Consider the following 25,135-nt stretch of genomic DNA (forward strand, 5'->3'; position numbering starts at 1 on the left):
GCATAAACGAAGACGTTATGAAACTATACAGTACCAATAACCGGAACTTAACGGTCGACTTTCCGGAGGCCGTATTTAACAGTATGCCCCAGGATAAGGGTTTATACATGCCGAAGGAGGTGCCAGCGGTGCCAACTGAATTTATAGAAAATATAAAGAATTATACCTTGCCGGAGATCGCTTTTCAAGTAGCTTCTACCTTGCTTGGTGATGCTTTACCTGCTGCTGATTTAAAGAGAATTGTAGAAGATGCAGTAAATTTTGATGCGCCGGCAGTGCGGCTTGATAAAAACACCTATGTGCTGGAGTTATTCCACGGCCCATCTCTCGCTTTTAAGGATTTTGGTGCGCGATTTATGAGCAGAATAATGGCTTATTTTCTAAAAGATGGTGAAGAGACACTGGACATTCTGGTGGCCACCTCGGGTGATACTGGTGGTGCTGTAGCGCTTGGTTTCCTCGGGGTGCCGAATACCCGTGTAACTATATTATACCCATCTGGAAAGGTAAGTCCGATACAGGAATTACAACTCTGTACGAATGGCCAAAATATACATGCTATTGAGGTGGATGGTACTTTTGATGACTGTCAGCGCCTGGTTAAACAAGCATTTGCCGACCAGGAGCTACAGAAGAAAAGAAGGCTGACTTCTGCCAATTCCATTAATATCTCCAGGTTGATTCCGCAAACTTTTTATTATTTCTATGCTTATGCACAAATGCAGAAGCAAGGAAAAACAGAAGTGGTGTTCTCTGTGCCAAGTGGCAATTTTGGTAACCTGGCTGCTGGTTTACTGGCCCATAGAATGGGCTTACCCGTAAAACAGTTTCTTGCAGGTACCAATGCGAATGATACCGTGCCAAGGTATTTAGAAACTGGCGTGTATGAAACCCATGCTTCTGTACAAACCTATGCCAATGCGATGGACGTAGGTGCGCCGAGTAATTGGGTACGGATTATGGACCTATTTGGGCAAGACAGGAATGCCATTATGAAAATTGTGAGCAGTTATACCTATACTGATGAAGAAACGCTGGGCGCCATCGAGACTATCTATAAGCGTTACAAATATGTTGCTTGTCCACACACTGCAATCGCCTGGCTGGCTTTAGAAGATTATGCTGCCACACATGAATCGGAAGTATTTGCTGGTGTTTTTCTGTCAACAGCGCACCCCTGCAAATTTCCGGCAATATTTCCATTAGACATTGCTGCGGCAATAGAAGTACCTAAAGAGGTAATGGAAATGAATTCAAAGCTTAAATTAGCGGATAAAATGGATGCTGATTTTGAAACATTTAAAGCCTATTTATTAAATCTTTAAGATTTAATAAATAGGCTGATTAGCTATAGATTTAATCTATAATAGTGTTCTTAAAATATAGCTTGTGCAATTCTGCGGGTAGGACCAGAGTTGCCCATGGTATAAAAATGTAATACCGGCGCGCCTAATTCAATGAGGCCTTTACACTGCTCAATCATCCATTCGATACCCACTTCCTTAACTTCTTTTTCAGATTTGCAGGCAGAAATTGCTTCGCTCAGTGGCAGCGGTATATCGAGGTGAAAGGTTTTGGGTAAGCTGATTAACTGTTTGCTATTGGTAATGGGTTTCAATCCGGGAATAATGGGTACGTTAATGCCGTTTTCCCTGCATTTCTTCACGAAACTTTCATACTTCGCATTGTCGTAAAACATCTGGGTAACAATAAATTCAGCACCCAGGTCTACCTTTAATTTCAGGTATTTAAAATCAGTATCCAGGTTAGGTGATTCAAAATGTTTCTCCGGATAACCTGCCACGCCAATACAGAAATCTGTCTTTTCTGAGGTTTCAATGTCCTCATGAAGGTATTTGCCATTGTTCATGTCCATCACATGCTGCACGAGGTCTGATGCAAAAGCATGACCTTCAGGTGTAGGAATAAATGAACTGTCGCTTTTACGCGCATCACCTCGTAACACCAACACGTTGTCTATCCCCAGGAACTGGAGGTCGATTAAGGCATTCTCTGTTTCATCCTTGGTAAAGCCACCGCAAATTAAATGTGGAACAGCATCGACTTTATATTTGCTCATAATAGCTGCACAAGTGGCCACAGTACTTGGCCGTTTTCGGTAAGCTACTTTTTCAAGAAGACCATTTGCATGTTGTTTATAGATATAATCTTCGCGTAAATAAGTTACATCAATAAATGGGGGGTTAAATTCCATTAAGGGGTCAATAGTATCGAAAATGCCCTTAATACTTTGGCCTTTTACAGGGGGTAAGAGTTCAAAGGAAAATAAAGTTTTGCCTTTTGCGCATTTAATATGGTCTACGATCTTCATATCTCGTTGTCTGGTTGTATCGGGTTGTTAATTTGGTTTAATAGGCCAGGTTTGGGCTCAGCCATTTCTCGGTTTCCTCCAGGCCCATTCCTTTTCGCTTTGCATATTCCTCCACCTGGTCTTTCGTTATTTTGCCCAGTCCGAAATACCTGGATTGCGGGTGTGCAAAGTAAAAACCACTTACTGCTGCGGTAGGGTACATGGCAAAACTCTCTGTAAGTTGAAGACCTATTTTATGCTCGGCATCCAGCAATTCAAATAAGGTTGCTTTTTCGGTATGATCCGGACAGGCTGGATAACCCGGTGCCGGCCGGATTCCTGCGTATTCTTCTTTAATTAGCTCCTGATTGCTCAAATCCTCATCTTTTGCATAGGCCCAGAACTCTTTACGTACCCGTTCATGCATTCTTTCAGCAAAAGCTTCTGCCAGGCGGTCGGCAAGCGCTTTGGCCATAATGCTGTTGTAATCATCGTGATCACGTTCAAATTCAGCAACCATTTCATCACATCCAATACCGGTTGTTAATGCAAACCCACCAAAGTAATCTGGCTTACCTGCTTCTTTTGGCGCTACAAAATCAGAAAGTGCATAGTAAGGTTCGCCTGCAACTTTTTCTGTTTGTTGACGTAAGGTGTGAATGGTAACTGGTTTGCCGTTGGCTTCGAGTATGATATCATCGCCTATAGTATGTGCCGGCCAGAAACCAATTACTGCATTGGCTTTCAGGCGTTTTTCCTTAATAATTTTAGCCAGCAGTGTCTGTGCGTCATTATAGAGCTTCGTGGCCTCAGTGCCAATTAGCTTGTCGCTTAATATCTTAGGGTAACTACCTTTAAGTTCCCAGGTATGGAAAAATGGGGTCCAGTCTATGTAAGGAACTAATTCTTCCAGGGGATAATCTTCAAAAACCCGGGTTCCGGTAAATTGCGGGGCAGGTGAAATAAGCTCCGGATCGATTTGGAAACGCTTCTCCCGGGCCTCGGCAATGCTTTTATAGCGCTTATCAGAACGTTTATTTAAGTGTGCTTCCCGTGCCTTATCGTATTCCAGTTTAATTTGCTGGATATATTCATCGCGGGTATCCGGGTTCATCAAGGTACTGCATACCGTCACACTTCTGGAGGCATCCAATACATGTATCGCAGCGCCAGAATAATGCGGTGCTACTTTAACAGCGGCATGTATGCGTGAAGTGGTGGCACCACCAATGATCAATGGAATAGTAAAACATTCACGTTCCATTTCTTTGGCAAAATGAACCATCTCATCTAAAGAAGGTGTAATTAACCCACTTAGGCCAATAATGTCAGCATTAATTTCCCTCGCCTTTTTTATAATTTCCTGTGCGGGAACCATCACGCCCATATCGATGATTTCGAAGTTATTACAAGCCAGAACCACGCCGACAATGTTTTTACCAATGTCGTGGACATCACCTTTTACAGTAGCCATTAGCACGCGACCGGCAGAAGAACTGGTGTTCCCATCGGGGTTATCCAGTTTTTCCTGTTCGATATATGGTAAAAGGTAGGCTACTGCCTTTTTCATCACTCTCGCGGATTTTACCACCTGAGGGAGAAACATTTTACCCGCACCAAATAAGTCGCCCACAATGTCCATTCCTGCCATTAATGGGCCTTCGATTACCTGAATAGGTCTGGCGTATTTTTGTCGCGCCTCTTCCACGTCGTCATCAAGAAACTCGATGATACCTTTAACCAGGGCATGTGAAAGTCGTTCCTCGACGGTTCCTTTACGCCATTCCTCATCTTTAACCAGAACTTTGCCTTTTGATTTAACGGTTTCGGCATAGTCTACCAGGCGCTCTGTGGCATCCGGACGGCGGTTAAGTAATACGTCCTCAACATATTCCAGCAGTTCCTTTGGGATGGCTTCATAAACTTCCAGCATCCCTGCGTTAACAATACCCATATCCAGACCCGCCTGTATGGCATGGTAAAGGAATGCGGAGTGCATGGCCTCGCGCACCGGGTTATTTCCACGAAAAGAGAAAGAGATGTTAGAAACACCACCACTCACTTTAGCATAAGGCAGGTTTTCTTTTATCCATCGGGTCGCATTGATAAAGTCGACCGCATAGTTGTTGTGTTCCTCCAGTCCGGTACCTACTGTCAGGATATTCGGATCAAAAATAATATCTTCAGCAGGGAAGCCAACGTGGTTAACCAACAGGTCGTAGGAACGCTTGCAAATCTCTGTTCTGCGTTCAAAGTTATCCGCCTGTCCATGTTCATCAAAAGCCATCACCACCACGGCAGCACCATACGTCATAATTTTACGGGCGCTTTCCATAAACTTTTCCTCTCCTTCTTTGAGGGAAATAGAGTTTACAATGCCCTTGCCCTGCAAACATTTCAGTCCTGCTTCAATGACGGTCCATTTAGAAGAATCGACCATAATGGGCAACTTAGAAATATCGGGTTCAGAAGCAATCAGGTTCAGAAACTTGGTCATGGCGGCTTCTGAGTCGATCATACCCTCGTCCATGTTGACGTCAATAATTTGTGCACCCCCGGCTACCTGTTGGCGGGCGACAGTTAAAGCCGCTTCAAAATCGCCACTTAAAATTAGTTTAGAGAATTTTGGCGAACCGGTGATATTGGTACGCTCGCCAATATTAACAAATATGCTTTCCGGAGTGATGGTAACCGCTTCTAATCCACTCAGGCGCAAGTAGCGTTCCTGTGTGGGTATTTTTCTAGGGTTAATGTTTTTAGCTTTTTTTGCAATACAGGCGATGTGTTCCGGAGTAGTACCACAACAACCGCCGGCGATGTTAATAAACCCATGAATCATGAAGTCCTCCACTAAATGGGCGGTTTCATGTGGCTGCTCATCATAAGCGCCAAATTCGTTTGGTAGGCCGGCATTTGGGTAGGCCGATATATAACATGGGGCTTTTGCGGCCAGTTCTTCAATGTGTGGACGCATTTCTTTAGCACCTAAGGCACAGTTAAAGCCTATGCTTAAAGGTTTGGCGTGAATAACGGAGTTCAGAAAAGCTTCGACGGTCTGACCAGACAAGGTTCTTCCTGAGGCATCGGTGATGGTGCCGGAAATCATAATTTCTATTTTTCTACCGATGACTGCCTCATAGTTTTTGATGGCATAAATTGCTGCCTTTGCATTCAGGGTATCGAATATGGTTTCAATGAGTAAAACATCAGCACCTCCGTCAACCAGACCTTTAATTTGCTGGTCGTAAGCGTCCACGAGCTCATCGAATGTAATGGCGCGGAACCCAGGGTCATTAACATCTGGTGATATCGATAAAGTTCTGTTGGTCGGTCCTACTGCACCGGCAACGAAACATTGACGGTCCGGATGGTGGCTCATGAATTCTGTTACCGCTTCCTTAGCGATGCGGGCACCGGCGAAACTCATTTCGTAAGCCAGGTCTTCCATCTGGTAATCGGCCAGAGATATTCGTTGGGTACTAAAAGTATTGGTTTCGATGATATCGGCACCGGCGGCCAGATATTCTAGGTGGATAGATTTAATGATATCCGGGCGCGTCAGGTTCAGGAGGTCGTTATTGCCTTTTACGTCGCAAGGATGATCTTTAAAGCGTATACCCCTGAAGTCCGCTTCTGTTAATATATGGCGTTGTATCATGGTGCCCATAGCACCATCAATAATTAATATTCGTTTTTCAAGTTCTTCTCTGATACTCATTCGTCGTCTTTGTTAAAGCGTAGGGGAGCTTAACAGGATGAAATATCACCTGTCGCTGGGTACACCAAAAAAAGCTTATTCGGGATTCCGGTAGGAGTCGATTCAACTTATCTTTCCAAAACGTGGAAAACGTTTCAGTAGAATGTAGCACCTTGTATGCACAGGTTGCTAAGACTTCGCAGGGTCTAATCCCTCCGTCTTTCTCTATAAGCCCTGCAAAGGTGCAACAAAGAAAAATCATTTCCAAGAAAATGGCTTGTAAAGCTTATTAAATACGGAAGGCCATGCGTTTGTGCATGGCCTTCCAAATAATATTCTGAATGAGCTTACCTTCTGCTTCCGAAAATTCTTAATAAGAAGAGGAAGATGTTGATAAAATCAAGGTATAATGATAATGCACCCATAATTGCCAATTTCTTACTGTCAGCTACGGCAACCTGATCACCACTTTCTTCGATTCCTTCGCCAATACGTTTCAATTTTTGAACGTCGTAAGCGGTTAGGGCAGTGAAGATCGCTACACCGAAGAAACTCATGATGTAATCAAATTGAGAACTACCCAGGAACATGTTGATTATACTGGCTATTACTAATCCAACTACACCAACCATTAGAATCGGCCCGAATTTACTTAAATCCGTGTCAGTGGTGTAGCCTAATACGGCCATAATTCCAAAAATACCAGCAGCAGAAGCAAAACAAGCTACTACAGAACCAGCGGTGTAAGTTAACAGGATAAAGCTTAAACTAATACCTGTTAAAACAGAATAAGCCACGAATACACCCAATAAGGCAGGATATGATAACCGGCTTAAACCTGCGCTCATTAAAAGTACAAGGGCTAAAGGTGAAAACATCGCTACATAACCTAACATACTTAAGCCTGCGCGGTTACCTTCTGCATTGTATTTAATCAAGTAGTCCATTGCAGCCGGTGTATTTGCCATAAAAACAGCTGCTAAAGTCGATACGCCCAAAGCAATGAACATCCATAAGAAGACATTTGCAAAGAAACGTTTTGCTACGACTCCGGTTTGTTGCTGTACATATGCTGGCTTGTGTACCCAGTTGTAATTATTATTGTTATCCATGTGTTTTTAAATTTATTTAAAGATACGTATACTTTGTTCTATACAAAAGCTATGCCCCGAGCCTTTTTGTCAGAATTTCTTCAACTTTCTTGAAAATTTGCAATGGTTTTAAGGTTCTCCATGCCATTTCGTCAAGCAAACCACCGAAATTTATGTAATAATCGATGTTAGATTCCCTGAATTCATCAATCACATGTGGATTAAAATTTAATCCCGTAATCCAGCCATCTTCCACATCCTGAAACCATTCTTCGTAATAACTATCCTCTGAGTAGTGAAAGTTTAGTACGTTTTCACCTATGAGGATAAATTTGTTGATCCCCTGGTCAATCATCAATTCTAAAATCTCCCTCTTCAGGAGCATAATATCATTGTTAATGGCATCATTCCATTCACCCATCAGTTCTATGATGGCGTATTGTCTTTTATAATCTGCATAGAGGACTTTGATGTAAAGTGTTGTTGAACCAAAGTCATCCCACTGCGGATGTATCAGGAAATTATAGATCTGTTTATCGAAATAGAATTCTGAGTATTCCCTGTTATAAAAGGGGGAACGCTCATCTTCTGCAGCGATGTAATCATCTCGCCATTGGTAATAAGGTTCTATCTCGTGCATAACGCTATTTATTTGCTGTGGCTATGACTTGCTTCTACCGCTTTGCGGACACTGCCGTAACGCAATAGTAAGTCTGCCGCCACATCGTGATCAATATTCAATTCATCCATGACCATCTGTGTGCCACGGTCAACCAGTTTATGATTTGTTAGCTGCATGTCAACCATTTTATTGCCTTTCACTTTGCCCAATTTAATCATCACTGTCGTACTTAACATGTTTAAAACAAGTTTTTGTGCTGTGCCGGATTTCATTCGGGTAGAGCCTGTCAAAAATTCTGGTCCCACAACCACTTCTACCGGGAAGTCACTTTCCGCAGCAATAGGGCCACCTTCGTTACAAACAATACAACCGGTTAAAATGCCATGTTCACGGGCGGTGTGTAAGCCAGCCACCACATATGGTGTAGTGCCAGATGCAGCTAGTCCAATTAAACAGTCCTTCTCATTAATCTCATATTCTTGTAAATCTTTCCAGGCTTGTTCTACATCATCTTCGGCGTTTTCTACCGCTTTACGGATGGCTGTATCACCACCAGCTATTATTCCAACTACAAAATCAAAAGGGACGCCGAAAGTCGGTGGACATTCAGAGGCATCCACTACGCCTAAACGGCCGCTGGTACCTGCACCTATATAAAACAAACGACCGCCATTCTGCATGCGTTCAGCTACCGCAGTAGCAAGTTTTTCAATTTGTGGCAGTGATTTTTCTACCGCCAGAGGCACAGTTTTGTCCTCTTGATTAATCCCTTTCAATATGTCAAGGACGCTCATTTTATCTATATCGTTGTACCTTGATTCTTGTTCGGTTACTCTTATCATACATGTTATTTTTGCTAAAAATCGTTAAATTCTTCCTAAACCAGAAATCATAACGAAAAACATCGGGGAAAGTTTAGCTGTAGCGCCTTTTTAATTGACGTAATTTATTGCAAATCAATGCAGGTAAATTAGGATAATGACTTGGTTATTATTTAACTTTGTATAACATCTATTTAATGAATAAACCTACCCGTCAAAATCTATACATCGCACTTACTTATTCGATAACCTTAGTAGGTGGAATGTTCCTTGGTTATAAGTTTCTTAAAGACCAGGGGTACACCATTCAAAAGCCATCTGCAGTAAGCGTAAATCACACTGCTAAAGTGGAGGAGATCGTGCATATAATCAACAAAAAATATGTAGATGATGTAAATGTGGATTCCCTGAACCATTTACCTATCGATAGCTTGCTTCACAAGCTCGATCCACACAGCAATTACCTTCCACCCGACAAGGCCACAGCGCAACAGGAGTCGCTGGAAGGCAACTTTGAAGGCATCGGTATTGAATATTATATCCTGAATGATACTTTACTGGTTACTAATGTGGTGAGAGGCGGACCGGCCTATTCGGCCGGTGTGAAAGTTGGTGACAGGATCCTGAAGATCGACAAAGTGAAGGTAAGCGGTCAGAATCTTGAAAAAGTGGATATGGTGGGCAAGATCAAAGGAAAAAAAGGTACACCAGTTCAATTGGTAATGCTTCGCCCAGGTGGGATCAAACCTTTGAAATTAAGTATTAAAAGGGGAAGGGTTATGGTGAGCAGTATTGATGCTTCCTATATGTTAACCAAGAGTATAGGTTATATTAGAATCAGCCGTTTTGGAGCAAATACAGATTTAGAATTTCGCGATTCGCTATCGGTATTAAAAGCCAGAGGCATGTCTAAACTGATATTAGACCTACGGGATAATGGTGGTGGTTATTTAAGTGCTGCAACCGGGCTGGCAAATCAGCTATTTGCTGAAAATGAACTTATCGTCTATACTGAAGGAAAACACGAGCCAAGAACAGATTATATAACTACCGGAGGCGGTTTATTTCAGCAAGGTAAACTGGCTGTGCTTATTAATGAAAATACGGCCTCAGCGAGTGAGATCTTAGCTGGTGCTGTTCAGGACCTGAATCGTGGAGTAATTATTGGCCGCCGTTCTTTCGGGAAAGGGCTGGTACAGGAGCAATTTCCTTTTGGCGATGGTTCAGCATTGAATTTAACCATAGCAAGGTATTACACCCCGTTAGGGCGTAGTATCCAGAAGTCATATAAAGATGGCTATGCGGCATACCAGCACGAATTAGATTCGCGTTTGGAAGAAGGTGAGTTAACTGCGGTTAAAAACCCCGAAAAAATCAAACCTAAGGAGGTTGATGGTGGTGGTATTCACCCTGATATTTATGTTAGAATGGATACTTCAGGCATAAATAAGTTTTACCGACAGCTGCTGCATGATAAGATATTGTTTGATTTCGTTTACGATGTGCTGGGGGGTAAATACCATCATGATTACCTGGAAAAGAACTTCGGTAATTTTAACATCAGTACTTCTGATTTTAACCTCTTTATTAAATATCTTGAACGTAAAAAGATCACTATTGATTACCCGCAGCTTTATGCTGCTAAAACGGTAATCAGTAATGACCTTAGGGTATTGTTGTATAAATATCATTTGGGCGACTCGGGCTATTTCAAAGCCCTAAATCAACGTGACCCAGTGATAAAACAGGCTTTAACAAGCCTGAAATAATCTTCTTATTTCTGTCTGAAGTATATCTGAATCGGTACACCTGTAAAGTCGAAATTCTCTCTTAACTTATTCTCGATAAATCGCTTATACGGCTCTTTAATGTACTGAGGCAGGTTACAGAAGAATGCAAACATTGGTGAAGTTGCATTGATTTGAGTTGCATACTTTACTTTGATGAATTTACCTTTGTTGGAAGGTGGAGGGTAGTTCTCGATAATCGGAAGCATTACATCATTCAATTTCGATGTAGGCACTTTCTTAGCCCTGTTTTTATAAACCTCCAAAGCAGTTTCTACCGCCTGGAAAATACGTTGCTTGTTTAATGCAGAGACGAAAATAATAGGCACATCTGTGAATGGTTGTAACTTGGTGCGGATCTGTTCTTCGAATACTTTAACCGTTTGGTTGTTCTTCTCAATTAAATCCCACTTGTTTACCAGAATCACGATACCTTTTTTATTTTTTTCTGCAAGGTGGAAGATATTTACATCCTGCGCTTCTAAACCTTCAACGGCATCAACCATTAATAATACAACATCTGCTTCTTCTAATGCCTTGATTGTACGCATTACAGAATAGAACTCAATATTCTCTTTTACTTTAGTTTTTTTACGTAAACCAGCAGTATCAATAAACATGAACTCATGGCCAAACTGGTTATAATGGATGTGGATAGAATCTCTTGTGGTACCGGCAATAGGGGTAACAATGTTTCTTTCTTTACCGATTAACGCATTGATTAATGATGATTTACCTACGTTCGGGCGACCCACGATCGTTAATTTGGGTAAAGAGTTGTCATCTTCAGCCTCATCTTCAAAATGTTTAACCACATCATCCAGTAAATCTCCTGTTCCAGAGCCGGTCATGGATGATATTGAATAGATTTCGCCCAAACCAAAACTGTAAAATACAGCAGCTTCGTTTTCTAAGGCGGTGTTATCTACTTTATTAACCACAATAAACACAGGTTTATTGCTTCTCCTTAATAAGGATGCAATTTCATCGTCAAGATGAGTAATTCCAGTTGTTACATCTACCATAAATAAAATTACAGTAGCTTCTTCAATGGCAATAACTACTTGTTCGCGGATGGCTGCTTCAAAAACATCTTCTGAATTGGCAACATAACCGCCTGTGTCAATTACAGTAAAGTTTTTGTCTGTCCATTCCGCCACGCCATAATGACGATCGCGCGTTACGCCACTAAAATCATCAACAATAGCTTTGCGACTTTCAGTTAAGCGATTAAAAAGGGTAGATTTGCCTACGTTTGGTCTTCCGACGATTGCGATAATGTTACTCATATTTTTTTTGTGAATGGTATTCGTTATTAAGGGGTTGCAAAGGTAGGTTTAATTTTCGTACCCGAAACTTTTTAAATAATTCTTTTTACTGCGCCAATCCGGCAATACTTTTACAAAGGTTTCAAGAAAAACTTTCTGATCCAAAAATTTCTCAATGTCCTTACGTGCTTCAGTACCAACCTTCTTTAGCATGGCACCACCTTTACCAATGAGGATATTCTTTTGTGAATCGCGTTCAACAATAATCTCTGCGCTGATGCGGGTAATGTTTTCTTCTTCTTTAAACGACTTTACAATCACTTCTGTACTGTAAGGGATTTCTTTCTGGTAATTGTTGAAGATTTTTTCCCTGATAATTTCGGAAACAAAGAATTTCTGACTGCGATCAGTTAGTTCGTCCTTGTCATAATACGCGGGGTGTTCTGGTATATAGTCTAGGATCATTCCCAATATTCCATCAAGGTTATATTTATGCAATGCAGAAATGGCGTATATATGTTTAGGGTTAAGCTTTTCCTGCCAGTAAGCCATTTTTGCCTCTACCTCTTCCTGAGTGGCGTTATCAATCTTATTGATTAATACCACCATGGGGATGCTGGTGTTAATGATCTTCTCTAATACATCGTTTTCATCATGCTCCTCATTAATATCGGTAACGAAAAGTAATAAGTCTGCATCCGTTAATGCACCTTTAACAGAACTCATCATGGAATCTTGTAATCCGTAACGAGGTTTTATGATACCGGGCGTGTCAGAAAAAACGATTTGATAGTCTTCTTCGTTCACGATTCCCAGAATACGGTGACGGGTAGTTTGGGCCTTCGGTGTAATGATAGAAAGCTTTTCACCCACCAAGGCATTCATTAACGTTGATTTACCCACATTGGGTTTACCTATTATACTTACAAAACCTGCTTTATGTGACATGAAAATATTTTTTAAAATAAAGTTGCACAGCAAAGAAACGAATTATATCTTTGCATTCCAATTCAGAGGAAGAGTTAATCAAATAACATCAACTTTTAAATTGTAAACAGTGCGGGGTGGAGCAGTTGGTAGCTCGTCGGGCTCATAACCCGAAGGTCATCAGTTCGAGTCTGGTCCCCGCTACCTAGAAAGTCGTAACATTTTGTTAAGGCACTTTCAAATGGCCCGTTCGTCTAGGGGTGAGGACGCCAGATTTTCATTCTGGAAACAGGGGTTCGATTCCCCTACGGGCTACAAGATTTAAGTTATGCACGCTTAGGTTTTTATTTTACAGTGCACATATAGTGCGGGGTGGAGCAGTTGGTAGCTCGTCGGGCTCATAACCCGAAGGTCATCAGTTCGAGTCTGGTCCCCGCTACCAAAGAATTCGTAACAGTAATGTTAAGGCAATTCATTTGGCCCGCTCGTCTACCGGTTAGGACGCCAGATTTTCATTCTGGAAATAGGGGTTCGATTCCCCTGCGGGCTACTGATCTCGGATCAAAGCCAAAAAACTCTGCAAATTTTGCAGAGTTTTTTTTTGCCTAAAATTTTTCAAAAATATAGCGTGGGTGAGGTTATGGATTTACAGTTGGTAACAAGTTTCCTTTTTAACCTCCGATAACATGGGGAAGCTTTCAATGCGCAATACATATGGTAAAGAAATAATGTTTGCTCTTAGGAACTCGTTGTAGGCATTGGCATCGGGTACGACGATCTTAAGTAAAAAATCATACTGCCCCATGACGTGGTGACATTCCATGACCTCCGGAAGCTCGATAGCCATTGACTGGAAGGAGCGAAATGTTTCTTCATAGTGGTCTTTAAGCTGAATCAAAGGGAAAGCGGTGAAAATACTCTTGATTCTTTTAACATCGATAATAACAACCGAGTTTTTGATATAGCCCTCGTTGGTAAGCCGCTTGATGCGGTCACCAATGACACTCTTATTGCGCCGGAGCTTGTGAGCAAGCTCTTTCAAGGTGAGTTGGGCATCCTTTTGTAAAAGATTGAGGATACCGATATCGGTGGGATCGAGTTTACATGAATCCATGATCAGCTAGAAATTAGGTTGGTTATACGATTACTGGAGTAATAATATGCAGGCGTAAATATATTAAATCCTGCTAGTGATTTCTTAAACCTTATGTTTTGTCATAAATCCTGGTATAAAAGCACGCCTAATTTATTCATTTCTGGTGATCTAGAATTTTGTTTTGTAGCTACGTATCTATTAATAATCGTGCAGAATAAATGAGATGTCAAATTCTTTTGTTCCGGAATATTTCCGCCCATTGACTAATTATGCGATAAAAAATTTTAATGTTAAGAGATTTGAGGCCAGAATCTCTGCTGGCGTTCAACAGGGCGATACCGTAAAGCATTTAGTTTGGGTTCTCACGCTGGGTCAAATAATAACAAAAACATTTTAGTAATGATGAAAGAAGAAAAGATATTAATCATTGGTGCATGTGGACAATTGGGTCGTGAGCTTACCGTTGCATTAATGGAAAGGTATGGCGAAGAAGCGATTATCGCTTGTGACCGTTTAGAAGCGGGGCAGGCAAAGATGACGCAAGTGAGGTATATTAAGGCCGACGTGACGAACAAGGAACAATTGCAAACGCTGATTGAAAATGAAAAAGTTACCCAGATTTACCTGTTGGCAGCGATGCTTTCGGCAAGTGGGGAAAATGCACCCTCAATGGCCTGGCATGTTAATATGGACGGACTGCTGAACGTACTGGAACTATCGGTCATCTACAAAGTACAGAAGGTTTTCTGGCCTAGCAGCATTGCTGTATTCGGGCCGGAGAGTCCGAAAGTGTCCTGCCCCCAGGAGGCTTTTACCATTCCAACAACTGTATATGGCATCAGCAAACTTTCGGGCGAGTATTGGTGCAGGTATTATTATGAGAAGTTTGGGCTTGACGTCAGAAGCGTGCGCTACCCTGGACTGATTTCTTATAAGGCGATGCCGGGTGGTGGCACTACCGACTATGCTGTGGATATTTTTTACAAGGCAAAAGCCGGTGAGAAATTTAATTGTTTTTTAAAGGCAGATACAGCACTTCCGATGATGTACATGGATGATGCGATCAGGGCAACGCTAGAATTGATGGAGATACCAAGTGCAAATATTTCGATCCGCACAAGCTATAACCTGGCAGCAGTAAGTTTTACCCCATCGGAACTAGCTCAGGAGATCAAAAAAGTGATGCCGGGATTTCAGATTAGCTATCAACCGGATTTCAGGCAACAAATTGCTGAATCCTGGCCTAGCTCGATTAATGACAAAGTGGCGAAGGACGACTGGGGATGGATACCTCGCTATTCGAGGAGGGAGATTGTGACCGAAATGCTGAAAAATGTAAAAATTGATATTTAAAAAGAAGCCATCGGAATAAATTACAGCGTCATAAAGAAATTGTAACACAAACGTTTGCGCTTTGTTAGGCTGAGTTAAAATATATTACATCCTTATTTTACACCGTATTAATTTGAATAATAGGGTGTGAATCTATTTATTAGTAATAACGTCATAAAAGCAGGTTTTATTTCTGCGACTTTCTTTTTAGAATCTCTTCTTTATCTACGGTAGCGCAACAAATCAATAGAATTGTTGGTGCTAAAAAAACTGCTCCTACTGTTGTTGAACTATCGCTTGCTGACAATCAGCGTATGAAAGTGGGCTTTTATGGAGAAAACATTTTTAGGCTATTTCAGGACAAGCCATCTCGATTGTAAAAACAAGTCTTTTCAAGATCATAAATCTAGAAAATCAAAGGCTTGTTGTCGAGGATACAGCCATACAGTATCAATATCTATTTGGGCCTAGATATTTTCTGGAATAACCTGATAATTTACTTAGTGATAACTTCTTTTCCTGCCCATACAAACGATTGCGCTGAGGTAAACCATATAAAAGGTGATTGTAAAACTAAATTTGGTAATCAGCGAGTTACGTCAATTCTAATCGAATGTATTTTATTCTACAAAAAAATATGCCTATGTAAAAACAGTACCCACTACCTAACAGAATAATATTTTGTCATCAGACAAACAACTAACCAAACCTTAAACTAAGTAACCACTAATGAATTTAAAACTTTTTAAAACAGTTTTATTTGCATGGGTATTTTTAATGACATTTTTATTATTAATACCTAGTGCATTTTCGCAAAATAAAGTAACCGGAACGGTCCGCGATAAAGTAGGCGAGCTGCCTGGAGTAACTGTAAGCATAAAAAGTAATCCAAAAATTGCCGCTCATACGGATAACGACGGCAGATTTGTAATTGCGGCAGCAGCAGGCGATGTTTTGCTATTTAGAATGGTTGGCTTCAAAACTAAAGAAGCTCCAGCAACCACCACGCCAATGAACATTATGCTGGTAGAGTCTGAAAGCGCCTTAAGCGAGGTGATTGTTACAGGCTATATCAACCTCGACAGGCGCAAAACTACAGGTGCTATAGCCAGTATTTCGGGTAAAGATATCGAAAACCTGCCTGCAGCAAGTGTTGATATCCTTTTACAAGGTAAATTACCAGGGGTAAATGTTCAGAACTTTACTGGACAGCCCGGCGTAAGAACATCACTCGTTGTACGGGGAAACACTAAAATATCCAACCCATCATCTGGTTTTAATGCAGATGATTTAAATAGTAATCCACTTTATGTAATGGATGGAATTCCCATTTCTGAAGATGAGGTCAGTAATTTTGATGCAACGGGAACAAACTTCCTTGCCAGTTTAAATCCCAATGATATTGAATCGATCGATGTATTGAAGGATGCAGCATCAGCAGCATTATATGGATCAAGAGGCGCTAATGGTGTAATCCTCATAAAAACTAAAAGAGGTAAAATTGGGGCACCCAGGTTTAGTGTAAACTCTTATTTCGGCTATGTTACTAAGCCTGAGAAAGTTTCTACTTTAATTGGGGCAGCAGAGCGCAGGCAGAAAATGGATTTAATTTACTTGTACGGTAACGACAATCAACAAAAAAATAACATGCCACAAATGCTTACAGATAGTTTAAACCCTGCATTTAATAACAATAATGACTATCAGCAATTGTTTTTCCAATCAGGAATTGTTCAGAATTATGATATTTCTGCAAGTGGCGGTACAGACGCCATCAATTATAGAATATCAACAGGTATGTATGATGAAAAAGGCGTTGTCATTAACACCGGTTACAAACGTTATTCATTTAACAGTAATGTGGGCATAAACTTCAGTAAAAACTTGGAGTTAATAACCAGTTTAAGAGCATCAACCTCAAAACGACTTGATGGTAAAAACAGTGGATCTCGTTCCTTTCGGGATGTTTTCTCCATTAATCCGGTAAACATGCCTTCATCGCTGTTAAGCATGTCTGACATTGACCTGCAAAGTAACATTAACCCTTATGAATTTGTAAGAAACGATAGGGTGAATACCAATATCAGTGGTAGTGGTGAATTGCGTTATACCTTTTTAGAAGATTTTAGGATCAGTACAAGAGGTTCGATTAACTATGAAACCAATAAGATCGATTTCTCTTCTCCTGGTGTCATTAATGCAGATGGACTGGCTTACGGATTATCAAATTACAATCAAAACCGCAAGTACATTATCACCAATACCCTGCAGTGGTTTAAAACAATTAATTCCAAGCACAACGTAACGGCTAACGTAAGCCAGGAGTTTGAAAGCAGACGTAATGAGAGCATATTTTTAGAAGGAAATGGTGTTCCGAATGATGAAATTAAAGTTATTGAAGCAGCAACCACCTTATACGGTAGTTCAAACTTATCAACCTATGCCAAATTATCATTTATTGGTGCTGCACATTATGATTACAACAACAAGTATCTATTGGATGCAAGCTGGCGGGCAGATGCCTCTTCCAGATTCGGAAAAAACAATAAGTGGGGCTTCTTCCCAGCAGTTTCTGCAGGATGGTTATTATCTGAAGAAGACTTCATTAAAAATTTAGGCTGGGTCAATCAATTGAAGGTTAGGGGAAGCTGGGGCATCACCGGCGACGAAAGTAGTATTGCAGACAATAGCAGGTACAATGCCTATATAGCTGGAAACGCAAATTATGCGGGATCTCCTGCCACATCATATGGTGGGGTCGTATCCGTAATTCCCAATTACAATGGAATTACAAATGATAACATCACCTGGCAGCAGTCAGAATCTTGGAACGGCGGTGTAGACATCAGTTTATTCAACTACCGGATTACGGCAAGTGTGGATGCCTATACCCGCAGCACATCGGGTCAAATGCTAAATATTACCATTCCAGAATACACGGGTTATAACAGCACTTTTACTAATGCTGCTTCCGTAAGAAATTCAGGAATTGAATTGAGCATTAGCGGAAGAGTTTTCGCTAATGATAAGGCCTTTCAGTGGACTCCGTCTTTAAACATTGCTTTCAATAAAAACATGGTGACCTCGCTGCCTAATGGCAATCGAGATATGTATTTTGGAAATGCAGTTTATGTTGTTGGCATGCCGCTGAATATGTATTACGGCTATATTACAGATGGCGTAATCAATTCTGATGCAGATATAACACCCAACCCCTATACAGGTACTGTTGGTGCAACAAAATGGGGAAATCTAAAGCCGGGGATGCCAAATTGGAGAGATATGAATGGTGATTATTTTATTGGCGACAATATTGGGCAAAATGACAAAACCTTTTATGGCGATCCAAATCCAAAGGCTACAGGTGGTTTTACCAATCTGTTCACCTATAAAGATTTTTCTTTACAAATCTTCACCACGTTCACTTTCGGCAGGGACATTATTAACAGCACTTTGGCACGTAGATTATCTAACGGATTATTCCATAGTAATACAGAGGATTTTGCTAGAGGATCAATTACAGACGTTAGCCAGTATAACTATTGGCGCCAACCTGGAGATAATGCCATATTCCCTGCACTCAGTCCGTTTATGGGGCTTTACGCTTTCAGAGCCGAACAATCTATGTATAAGGAAAAAGGCTGGTATGTAAGAATTAAGAATGTTGCCATGGGTTATAGATTTAATCCACAAAAACATAAGTGGTTAAACAGAGCAGGGATCAGCAATTTAAGGGTTTACAGTAATGTCGATAACATCCACATCTTTCAAACATTTTCCGGTATAGATGCGGAAAGGGTTGATGGACAAGGCTATGATTATGGCGATGGCTACCCATTGCCAACTAAATTGACCCTGGGCTTACAAGTGGAATTCTAACCTCTAACAACATGAAAATTAAATATTTAAGATATAAAAAATTAGGGATAATTTTAGCGATAACGTTATCTTCTTCCATCATGGGTTGTGAAAAGCAACTAGATAATGAATTGGAAAATAAGACTTATGAAAAAACCTTTTGGCAAAGTGAGAATGATGTTAATGGCGCATTGTCTGGCGCCTACGGATTATTGCGCAAAGCCTTAAACAACCAAAATTCCTTTTTTATATGGGGTGATCTGCCTACTGGCGTGTTTGCTACCGATGATACCAATATACAAGGCGCTTACAATACTGGCGGATTTGGTGTGCCTTATCGGGAAGATGGCGCTCACAATTGGGCGCATTGGTATAGGGTAATAGATTTAAGCAATCTTGTGATAGAAAATGTTACCAGGATGCCTGATGATAAATTTTCTGCAGGCAGTAAAAGCAACTTTCTGGGAGAAGCTTATTTCTTAAGAGGCTTAGCTTATTTTTATATGACAAGAGCCTGGGGAGATGTGCCCTTACAGTTAACTGCCACCACCAATGCGGAACAAGCAGTATACATAGCCGCTACTCCGGCTGCCGATATTCTGAAACAGGTGATCGCTGACGGCCAAAAAGCCTCAGCCTTATTAACCTGGGAAGGTGGCCAAAGTAAAATTAGGGCAAGTAAAGGTGCAGCTTTATCACTTTTAACTCATGCAACGGCCTGGGACAACGACTATAACAAAACCCGGCTATATGCTGATTCTGTTTTATCAAGTGGAAGGTTTCAACTTCAAACGATCGAGAACATAAATCTGGTTTTTAAAAACAGCAGTGAGCCTGAGAATATTTTTGTGATCAGTCAGCGGGAAAGTGATAAAGAGTCGTCTAACCAGGGCATTGCTTTTTCTACCATTAGCAATGATATCGTCAATGGCCTGTCACGCCAAATCCCCGAATACTATGTGTCTACGACAAAATTAGCGACTTTATATGATGATCCTAATGATAAGAGACGATCGCAATTTTACATGGCCAGACCCAACGTAACCACAAATGTTGCCCTGTGGAAATACTCGGTATTCCAGAATGTTGGTACAACCAATAGCGTTACCTGGCGAGCAGAAAATAACCTTGTTATTTACAGGCTGGCAGATATTGTACTACTTAAAAGTGAGGCACTGAACGCTTTGAATAACGATGCAGAAGCGCTTAAAGCCTTAAACTTAATTCGCAAGCGGGCTGGCGCTACAGCAATACAAAGTTCTGGCACTAACCTGAAAAGAGACATCTTGTTAGAAAGACAAAGAGAGCTTGCAGGTGAAGGCCATAATTATTTTGATGTGGTTAGAAACAGCTATAAATCACCTACAGGTTACCTTTTATACAGTCAATTATTGTCGTGGACCATGGAACCTGCACGTTTTGCGGCGAAAGGCTATTACTGGCCAATAAGCAATCAAATATTAAATGGCAATAAACTCCTAAGCCAGATACCATGGTGGAGAGGAAGAATTTAACTAAACATTTAAAGAACATGAAAAAGAATTTATATATCCTTTTAAATATGGGAATAGTACTCTTGTTTTTCAGCGCATGCAAAAAGGATGCGGTGATAGATGGGCGGCTAAGTGATCCAAACATTAACATGACTACCTATGATTATATTAAAAGTAATCCCAGGAACTTATTTGACACCACATTAATCATTATCGACAGAGCCGAAATGAAAGATGTTATCAATGCTTCGGGTACTTTTTTCGTACCTAATGATTACACCATTGGTAACTATATCACACTTAAACAAACTGAGGTGAGGAGAAAAGATGCCAGGTTGAATTTTACCCTGGACTCTTTATTAAAATATAGTCCGCAAATGCTGAGAGACTCCATGGGTATGTATTGTTTTAAAGAAAAACTGACCAGAGATGAACTATCTGATCCTGGTGCCTTGTATCAAACGAATACCTCAAATATAGACTTGTGGGTGTCGCTGGTAGAGGTTTCACAATACATTGTTGATGGTGTGATCACCACTAAACCAAAATACATCTACTTAACTAAAATTATTGGTGCCAAGGATATTGTGGAATCCAGTGGGGTAACCTATGATCCAACGAAAGATGCCAAACAATTAGACATAAAAGTATTATGCCAAACCACAGGGTTAATTACTACCACTGGTGTCGTACATGTTTTATCAAACTCTCATAATTGGTCATTTAAACAACCTTTAAATTAAAATAACATGAAGAATAAACTCAACATCATCGCTTGTTCATGCTTATTGATATTCATTGGGCTGTCGAGTTGCAAAAAAATTACTACGGGATTTTTGAGTGATAATTTAAGGTATACCGCTAACCCATTAACCGTTGGACAAGGGGTGTTCCTGATATCAAATGGAATTGCAGACGATGGATCTACCCCTCCATTTAAAATTACCCTTCTTGATGTGCGAAACAAAGCGACAGGAAAGCGTGAAGAAGCCTTTTTTAAGGAGTACGACGTAGCCGTTTGGAACAAAACATATAATCCTTTAGTAGATACCACGCTGGCTTTAATTGATGCAAAAAGAGGCTATGAAAAGAAGAAGCCGATATATGTGCTCGAATCAAGCGGTCAATTTATGTTTACGCAAGCTTCTGATAACGTTCCGGCAGGCGAATATTTGGTAGACCTGCAAGTGGAAAACCCTAATGGTATAAAAGTTTATAAAGACATTTGTACGATTAACTTAACAGAAACTAAAACTTACGAATATGTCAATAACCCTTATTTTCAGCCGCTTCCAGTAGGCTCAGAAACGGCGATCCCGTTCTCCATCAATGAAAATCAGGCTGTTGATATGACTGTTGGTCAGGGCGTAAATGCCACACTCACCATAAGGCGAGTAGCTGACACGCCCAATCAAATTGTGTTCAAAGTTTTAGATAAGAATGGCGCAGTATTTCCAGGAAAGGCACTATCAGACCGACCAACCGGAAATACTTTTCTTAAAAACCTAAAAACATTCGCCTATAAAACTACGGTCACAGACACCGCTATTCTATACGATTATGCACAAGCCCGTTTTCCCGATCCTTATTGGGATAGCCAGCAAAATGCCTTAAATTGTTATTATAGGATTTATGAGGAATGGATTGAATCTGTAGATTATGCTGATCCAGCAAACTGGTCGCCACCAACTAAAATGCAATATTTAACCTATACGGCGCAACCTGTTAAAGTTAATTTCAGGATTAACACGAAATTAAATAAACCAGGTAAGTATGTGTATGAATTGAAACTAAGGCTGACCAAAAAACGTTAAGTCTCTTATTTTAATAAGTGGCTAACATATTAGTTAACCGCTTATTCAAAAATATCCCCAATGAGTACATTTCGTACTAGTTGGGGATATTTTGTATTTTGATATCTCCGTAGGCGTTTTCTAGGATCAAGTCAAAAACTTGTGGAGCAAGTCTTATGTTTTTAGCTTTGCTGTTTTAGATTTCTTACTTCATCCAGGACGGTTAGCATTCTTTAATAAGCTTATTGCTCCCAGATTTCATTCTTAATTTTTTTTTTGAACTTAAAGAAGTTCGCAAAGAAGAAGATGTATTTCATTTAGACCTTCAGGAAGTCAATACGAGGCCAGATGTGCCTGATGGTGAGAAGCTGCTTTCAAAGCTCAACTTACGCATCAATCTAAGCAACATCGTCCTAAAGTGGCAAGTGTAAAAGTGGAGAAGATTGCTTAACAGGTCAGATTGGAATTGGCTGCTACAAACATCTTTTGATCACTTTCATAATAGCATCCGCAATTCTGCTGAACCCTACATCAGTAAGATGAACGCCATCAATGGTGCCCTCATGGTCATTTCCCATGAAGTCAGTTGCCGGAACATAGAAGATGTTTTTATAATGTTCCTTCTTGAGTTGGTTGTATGCTTCCCGGATAGCGTTGTTCTGTGCCACTACTTCCATGTCCACTTTTTGATCAAAAAAACCATGTTCCCTCACAACGGATTCTACTAAAATGATCGGAGTGTTTGGCTTTTGTGATCTTAGGTATTTAATAAATGGCAAGGCACGTGCTTTGATCTGGGCCGCTGTTTGATTTGGAATACAATCAAGAACATAACAATCTGCTTGGAGAGTAGCTAAATATTCGGCTACCTCTATTTCCATTTTGGCACTTCCGCTGAAACCCAGATTAATTACATCCATGCCGAGTTTACGTTGAAGGATAGCGGGATACGCCAAGCCCGGCCTGCTTGCTGACGCTCCCTGTACAATACTTGAACCGTAGATCACCACTCTTTTCGACTGTTTAATGTTGACTTTCGATGGGGGAGAGATCTTTGCGTTTTTAGAAACGCCTATAGATAAGGCATTTATAGAGTTGTAAAGTGGCAGGTAGAGCATGAACTGCTTAACGGTCGTATCCATGTTCTGTATAATCACCTGAGTTTGATTCAAAGAGTCCTTCATCGGTTTCCCTGCATTTACATATTGCCATTTTCGATTCTTGTAAGCATACAAGTCGAGGCCGCTGTGGGCAATGGGCGTCATATTGGCCATCACTTTATTCTCTGCTAGCTCCCATTTGACAGCAATCACCGGAGAGTTACTTTCAAATATCAATGAAATTCCCGCACTGTTCTTGGATAGTCCCTGCACAGCTTTTGTCATACCTTTGGTTTCCTTGGTATCTATCCGATGGAAAAGTTGATCTGTAACCTTTGGTTTACCTAGGAAGACAAAGTCCATCGCTTTAACATAGTGTAAAGTGTCTTGCGCTAAAGCTACACAGCTACAAAGAATGAGAGCAGTGGCTGCAATTAGCTTCCCATAGAAGCTAAACAATTGTGAAGTCATATTAGTTGGTTTCAAGTAATAATTTCTGTTAAGTTATATGATTCCCTTAACTTATTGTCTGATCAAATTGTGCAACTCCAAAATCCAAGGGCTTCTTTAGTCCGTTCTTTTTGATAATAACTGTATTGTAATTGAACGAACTGTGCTGAAATTAAAGCTTTCCGCTATTTATTTGCGCTGTAGATCCTACACCCTTTCGAATACAACCCAGTATCAAGTACTAAAGCGGTCAAAATTAGTATTTTACTTAAAACTCTGCGCATCTTCAATTGTTATAATCACGCAGCCGATCAGTTTAAATCAACTTGATGAGCGTATGATTTGTTTAACCTAAAAATATCGCCATGAACTCATTTTTAAAAGCAATCTGTTTTCTGTTGATGATGGGTATGTCTACACTTAGCCATGCCCAGGAAAAAAGAGACACCCTTAAAATAAATCCTGATCCAGAAATTGAAAAAGCTGCGAAAAAGGTTGGCAATAAAACTGCAGAGATCGCAGCAAAGGGTGCTGCAGATGTGGCAGATAAAGTATATAAAGATAAAGTTGGCCCCGGAGGACAAAAAATATACATCGATAACCGCTCCAGGTACTTTTATATTAATGACAAGGGCAGAAAAGTATATGTTGCTAAATCCCAGCTAAAAGATAAGCCAATACGCAAACATTAAAATATCAGTTTAATCCTTAATCTTAAATAAGATGAAACATAGTATAAAAAGTATAAAAGGTTTCTCCATAGGCGCATTAGATGGTCACATTGGCGAGGTAAAAGAGTTTTATTTCGACGATGCCAGTTGGACCATACGCTATCTGGTGGTAGAAACAGGGTCATGGCTGTCGGGTCGTAAAGTGTTAATTTCTCCCCATGCTGTAAAAGGCGTAAATACCGAAGATAAAACCATACCGGTAAACCTGACTAAGGAACAGATTAAAAACAGCCCCGATGTAGATACAGAAAAAACCGTATCGCGCCAACAGGAGCTAAGTCTGTATGATTATTACGGCTGGCCATACACTGACCCGATAGGATTGGGTTTTTATGGCGGATTTGGTTACGAAAATATGGTAGATACCAGAATTCCTTTTGAGGACCAGATTGCGCTCCAGAAATCAAAGGAAGAAAAAGGTGACCCGCATCTACGCAGTAGCAAAGAGGTTAAAAGTTACACTATCCATGCCACCGACGGTGAGATTGGAGACGTCGAAGACTTTATCTTCGACGATGTAAGCTGGAGGATACATTTCATGGTAGTAGATACCGGAAGGTGGCTTCCCGGTAAAAAAGTGCTGATCTCACCAAAATGGATCAAGGAGATTAAATGGGAAACTGCGGAAGTTGTTGTCGACCTTACAGTAGAGGCGGTCAAAAACAGTCCGAAGTACGATCATTCACTACCTTTCCCTGACGTTTATGAAGTCACACTTTATGAGTATTATGAAACACAACGGCAGGTTGGACGCTAAT

General features: G+C 40.6%; 19 protein-coding genes, 4 tRNA genes and 1 riboswitch. Of the genes, 14 read left to right on the top strand and 9 right to left on the bottom strand.

The window, feature by feature from the left end:
- The first annotated feature begins 17 nt into the window (after positions 1 to 17).
- The gene (gene thrC / locus ACR2F3_RS00995; protein ID WP_432708120.1) at positions 18 to 1,325 is read left to right on the top strand and encodes a threonine synthase; all 1,308 of its coding nucleotides are present in this window, start codon (positions 18 to 20) and stop codon (positions 1,323 to 1,325) included.
- Between the two features lie 50 nt (positions 1,326 to 1,375).
- Here the strand turns inward: thrC and ACR2F3_RS01000 are convergent, their stop codons facing one another.
- The 5 genes from ACR2F3_RS01000 to murQ form a co-directional block, all read right to left on the bottom strand.
- A complete protein-coding gene (locus tag ACR2F3_RS01000; protein ID WP_432708121.1) occupies positions 1,376 to 2,332 on the bottom strand; it encodes a methylenetetrahydrofolate reductase in 957 nt (318 codons plus the stop codon).
- A 37-nt stretch (positions 2,333 to 2,369) separates the two neighbouring features.
- Positions 2,370 to 6,029, bottom strand: coding sequence for a methionine synthase (gene metH, locus ACR2F3_RS01005; protein WP_432708122.1), 3,660 nt, complete (start codon positions 6,027 to 6,029; stop codon positions 2,370 to 2,372).
- Between the two features lie 104 nt (positions 6,030 to 6,133).
- Positions 6,134 to 6,242: riboswitch (SAM riboswitch) on the bottom strand.
- Positions 6,243 to 6,355: 113 nt separating this feature from the next.
- Positions 6,356 to 7,120, bottom strand: coding sequence for a Bax inhibitor-1/YccA family protein (locus ACR2F3_RS01010; protein WP_432708123.1), 765 nt, complete (start codon positions 7,118 to 7,120; stop codon positions 6,356 to 6,358).
- Positions 7,121 to 7,169: 49 nt separating this feature from the next.
- Positions 7,170 to 7,739 (bottom strand): hypothetical protein, encoded by a 570-nt coding sequence (locus ACR2F3_RS01015; RefSeq protein WP_432708124.1) that lies wholly within the window; start codon positions 7,737 to 7,739, stop codon positions 7,170 to 7,172.
- A gap of 8 nt (positions 7,740 to 7,747) precedes the next feature.
- Positions 7,748 to 8,563 carry an N-acetylmuramic acid 6-phosphate etherase gene (murQ, locus tag ACR2F3_RS01020; RefSeq protein ID WP_432708125.1) on the bottom strand — a complete coding sequence of 272 codons (816 nt, stop codon included), beginning with the start codon at positions 8,561 to 8,563 and terminating at the stop codon, positions 7,748 to 7,750.
- 176 nt (positions 8,564 to 8,739) lie between these two features.
- Here murQ and ACR2F3_RS01025 point away from each other — a divergent pair, with 176 nt between their 5' ends.
- A complete protein-coding gene (locus ACR2F3_RS01025; protein ID WP_432708126.1) occupies positions 8,740 to 10,311 on the top strand; it encodes a S41 family peptidase in 1,572 nt (523 codons plus the stop codon).
- Between the two features lie 5 nt (positions 10,312 to 10,316).
- On the opposite strand, the gene der is transcribed toward ACR2F3_RS01025, so the two are convergent.
- Positions 10,317 to 11,618 carry a ribosome biogenesis GTPase Der gene (gene der / locus ACR2F3_RS01030; protein ID WP_432708127.1) on the bottom strand — a complete coding sequence of 434 codons (1,302 nt, stop codon included), beginning with the start codon at positions 11,616 to 11,618 and terminating at the stop codon, positions 10,317 to 10,319.
- Positions 11,619 to 11,666: 48 nt separating this feature from the next.
- Positions 11,667 to 12,545, bottom strand: a complete 879-nt coding sequence (gene era, locus ACR2F3_RS01035; RefSeq protein WP_432708128.1) for a GTPase Era — start codon at positions 12,543 to 12,545, stop codon at positions 11,667 to 11,669.
- 110 nt (positions 12,546 to 12,655) lie between these two features.
- On the opposite strand from era, the gene ACR2F3_RS01040 reads away from it, so the two are divergent.
- The 4 genes from ACR2F3_RS01040 (at position 12,656) to ACR2F3_RS01055 (ending at position 13,074) form a co-directional block, all read left to right on the top strand.
- Positions 12,656 to 12,728: transfer RNA gene (locus ACR2F3_RS01040), tRNA-Met, on the top strand.
- Positions 12,729 to 12,767: 39 nt separating this feature from the next.
- Positions 12,768 to 12,839 (top strand) — tRNA-Glu (locus tag ACR2F3_RS01045).
- A 51-nt stretch (positions 12,840 to 12,890) separates the two neighbouring features.
- Positions 12,891 to 12,966: transfer RNA gene (locus tag ACR2F3_RS01050), tRNA-Met, on the top strand.
- A 36-nt stretch (positions 12,967 to 13,002) separates the two neighbouring features.
- Positions 13,003 to 13,074 (top strand) — tRNA-Glu (locus ACR2F3_RS01055).
- A 96-nt stretch (positions 13,075 to 13,170) separates the two neighbouring features.
- Here the strand turns inward: ACR2F3_RS01055 and ACR2F3_RS01060 are convergent.
- A complete protein-coding gene (locus ACR2F3_RS01060) occupies positions 13,171 to 13,638 on the bottom strand; it encodes an Lrp/AsnC family transcriptional regulator (protein ID WP_432708129.1) in 468 nt (155 codons plus the stop codon).
- A 381-nt stretch (positions 13,639 to 14,019) separates the two neighbouring features.
- On the opposite strand from ACR2F3_RS01060, the gene ACR2F3_RS01065 reads away from it, so the two are divergent.
- The 6 genes from ACR2F3_RS01065 (at position 14,020) to ACR2F3_RS01090 (ending at position 22,527) form a co-directional block, all read left to right on the top strand.
- Positions 14,020 to 14,973 (top strand): NAD-dependent epimerase/dehydratase family protein, encoded by a 954-nt coding sequence (locus ACR2F3_RS01065; RefSeq protein ID WP_432708130.1) that lies wholly within the window; start codon positions 14,020 to 14,022, stop codon positions 14,971 to 14,973.
- A gap of 708 nt (positions 14,974 to 15,681) precedes the next feature.
- Entirely contained in the window at positions 15,682 to 18,831 is a 3,150-nt protein-coding gene (locus ACR2F3_RS01070; RefSeq protein ID WP_432708131.1) for a SusC/RagA family TonB-linked outer membrane protein, read from the top strand.
- 11 nt (positions 18,832 to 18,842) lie between these two features.
- Complete coding sequence (locus tag ACR2F3_RS01075; protein WP_432708132.1) at positions 18,843 to 20,324, top strand: RagB/SusD family nutrient uptake outer membrane protein; 1,482 nt, start codon at positions 18,843 to 18,845, stop codon at positions 20,322 to 20,324.
- A 17-nt stretch (positions 20,325 to 20,341) separates the two neighbouring features.
- Positions 20,342 to 21,046 (top strand): hypothetical protein, encoded by a 705-nt coding sequence (locus ACR2F3_RS01080; RefSeq protein WP_432708133.1) that lies wholly within the window; start codon positions 20,342 to 20,344, stop codon positions 21,044 to 21,046.
- Positions 21,047 to 21,052: 6 nt separating this feature from the next.
- Positions 21,053 to 22,117 carry a DUF5007 domain-containing protein gene (locus tag ACR2F3_RS01085; RefSeq protein ID WP_432708134.1) on the top strand — a complete coding sequence of 355 codons (1,065 nt, stop codon included), beginning with the start codon at positions 21,053 to 21,055 and terminating at the stop codon, positions 22,115 to 22,117.
- Positions 22,118 to 22,341: 224 nt separating this feature from the next.
- Positions 22,342 to 22,527, top strand: a complete 186-nt coding sequence (locus tag ACR2F3_RS01090; RefSeq protein ID WP_432708135.1) for a hypothetical protein — start codon at positions 22,342 to 22,344, stop codon at positions 22,525 to 22,527.
- A 42-nt stretch (positions 22,528 to 22,569) separates the two neighbouring features.
- Here ACR2F3_RS01090 and ACR2F3_RS01095 read toward each other — a convergent pair whose 3' ends face one another.
- Positions 22,570 to 23,682 carry an SGNH/GDSL hydrolase family protein gene (locus ACR2F3_RS01095; protein WP_432708136.1) on the bottom strand — a complete coding sequence of 371 codons (1,113 nt, stop codon included), beginning with the start codon at positions 23,680 to 23,682 and terminating at the stop codon, positions 22,570 to 22,572.
- Between the two features lie 329 nt (positions 23,683 to 24,011).
- On the opposite strand from ACR2F3_RS01095, the gene ACR2F3_RS01100 reads away from it, so the two are divergent.
- Positions 24,012 to 24,338, top strand: coding sequence for a hypothetical protein (locus tag ACR2F3_RS01100; RefSeq protein WP_432708137.1), 327 nt, complete (start codon positions 24,012 to 24,014; stop codon positions 24,336 to 24,338).
- 31 nt (positions 24,339 to 24,369) lie between these two features.
- Positions 24,370 to 25,134 (top strand): PRC-barrel domain-containing protein, encoded by a 765-nt coding sequence (locus tag ACR2F3_RS01105; RefSeq protein ID WP_432708138.1) that lies wholly within the window; start codon positions 24,370 to 24,372, stop codon positions 25,132 to 25,134.
- The last annotated feature ends 1 nt before the right edge of the window (position 25,135 follow it).

The organism is Pedobacter sp. (assembly GCF_045627485.1).
In the GTDB taxonomy this organism is placed as follows: domain Bacteria; phylum Bacteroidota; class Bacteroidia; order Sphingobacteriales; family Sphingobacteriaceae; genus Pedobacter.